The sequence below is a fragment of the Propionivibrio sp. genome, from assembly GCF_049316945.1.
Taxonomy (GTDB): domain Bacteria; phylum Pseudomonadota; class Gammaproteobacteria; order Burkholderiales; family Rhodocyclaceae; genus Propionivibrio.
In genome coordinates this window covers 1-1,876 of sequence record NZ_JBMOJE010000359.1, presented here as the reverse complement: position 1 = coordinate 1,876, position 1,876 = coordinate 1, and the positions used below count along the sequence as shown (strand labels likewise).

3 protein-coding genes are annotated in these 1,876 nt (G+C 54.0%); all 3 read left to right on the top strand.

Features of this window, described 5'->3' with window-relative positions; all coding sequences use genetic code 11:
- Window positions 1-287 precede the first annotated feature (287 nt).
- The 3 genes from ACOYNV_RS28145 to ACOYNV_RS28135 all read left to right on the top strand — a co-directional run bounded on the left by ACOYNV_RS28145 (window position 288) and on the right by ACOYNV_RS28135 (window position 1,761).
- Window positions 288-566 (top strand): DUF6399 domain-containing protein, encoded by a 279-nt coding sequence (locus ACOYNV_RS28145; RefSeq protein ID WP_422903130.1) that lies wholly within the window; start codon window positions 288-290, stop codon window positions 564-566.
- Window positions 567-574: 8 nt separating this feature from the next.
- On the top strand, window positions 575-1,369 hold the full coding sequence (locus ACOYNV_RS28140; RefSeq protein ID WP_422903129.1) for a hypothetical protein: 795 nt from the start codon (window positions 575-577) through the stop codon (window positions 1,367-1,369).
- Window positions 1,370-1,440: 71 nt separating this feature from the next.
- Window positions 1,441-1,761 carry an ankyrin repeat domain-containing protein gene (locus tag ACOYNV_RS28135; RefSeq protein WP_422903128.1) on the top strand — a complete coding sequence of 107 codons (321 nt, stop codon included), beginning with the start codon at window positions 1,441-1,443 and terminating at the stop codon, window positions 1,759-1,761.
- Window positions 1,762-1,876: the final 115 nt, after the last annotated feature.

Genomic DNA, 1,876 nt, shown 5'->3' with positions numbered 1-1,876 from the left:
CAGCCGTCCAACCGTGTCTTGCGAACGTACGGCACGTTCGCAGGCGGATGCCATCTGCCGCAAAGCTTCGTCACCCACGGTATGGGGCCACCATCGTAAAGTTGCGCAGAGGTATGCCACCACTACCACCGCGTTGTTTGATTGGACGACTTTTCCCTGCGAAACTAAAGCAGCCGTTCAGATATCTCCGCCGCTTCCCACGTCTACTGTTTTCGAACATTGGCAACGATGGAGAGCTGAATGTTTGAAAACTGGCAGCAGTACTGCTATTGACGCTGAGGTGGATCATGTCCGCAATCGAAGTTCCCGAGGTTTGCGAAGGTGTCCTGTCTTTACATCAGCATCAGATGCGCGGTTTGAATCCACAGGCGCTCACGGCACTGACGGTTATTCACAACTTCGTCACCACCCGCTGCGATGGAAGCACCGCCGCGTTGCGTTTTTTTGGTCGCGCGCCTGACAAGCCGCTGTTCGAACATCTCTGCCAAGTCCTGCCACTTCCAGCTCGACCTCGAAAACGTCTCCGGCGCCCCGTAGTTAATCTCATCATTGCAAGCGCGGCTTGAGGGAATGTGTGCGCAACTTTACGATGGTGGCCAAAATGGCCAATGGTGCCACCACAGGGAGGCAAAAGATCCAGGATAAAGGGACCAAAGGACTCCAGCACGGGCAAGACCATGAAGTCATGATGAGCCAAGCGCTGGCACTTGAGGCGCAAGCGCACACTTTGGCGCGGGATGTGAAAACGCTCACCCAGTGGCTCGGGCGTGACGTGTTGGCGCTGGCCGGTCCCAGTTTGGCGATCCGGGTTGAACTCTTCGATTTCGTCATCACTGAGTTGCTGGCCCGCGAACACCTGGACCCCAAGCGCATCCCCCCAGTGCGCGTTGCACTGCAAAACCAGCGTGACGACTTGTTGGCATTTTCCGGGGTGCTCGATGGCAAATTGGAAGCCATCGCCAAAACCAACGATCTCTCAATGTATCTGGTGCGCCAAGCCTGTGTGTTGCAACGCAAGCCCGATACATCCACGGCCTATTGGCAGGGCTGGTGCCAACTGTGTGCACAGATAGGGCACAAGTGTCACGCTGTCTTTGAGGCTGTCATAAAGGCCATGGCCGAAACACCACGGTGCAGCTCCATGGTGGAGAACTTGAATTCCCGGTTGCGCAATTACTTCACGCTGCGTCGCCAACTCGGCGGTGGGTATCTGAGTTTGCTACAGTTTTTTCTGAACCATCGCACCTTTATGCGCAGCAGTGTTCCCGAGCGAGTGGGCAAAAGTCCCAAGCAGTTGATGACCGGACAAGAGCATCCGCATTGGCTCACGTTGCTTGGGTTCGGGCAGCTACAGCCGCTGCGAGCCTGACCCCAACGGGGTGAAATAAGCCCCGACAATTCCCGGATTTAGAGAAAAATCCCGAACTTTTTAGGGAGGGAGTGGCACGTCTGTGTTACCCAAAAACAGGGGTTTTTGAACCACGCCCGGCGATGGGACTGAAATATGATGGGCAAAGTTTTGCCAAGGCCGCAGGGAATGACGATATGCCGGTCGTTCAACTTTTTCTTGATGCAGGTATGGACATAAACGAGGGTGGCGGTGCAGCCCTTGGTCTTGCATCAGGCAGGGGCAAGATCACGATGGTGAAGTTCCTTTTGTCCAAAGGTGCGAAACCGACTTCAAATGCTTTGCAATACGCCAGGACACGGGGGTATCAGGACATCGAAAAGATATTGATTGACGCAGGTGCAAAAGAGTAGGGCCAGCAAATCAAAATAGGCTCTATGCCTTGGCTGTACCTCAAGGTAAGTGGTTGGTAATTAGTGCCTGACCGAAAACCCCTGTTTTTTGAAAAATAGCTATGCTTAAATTTCA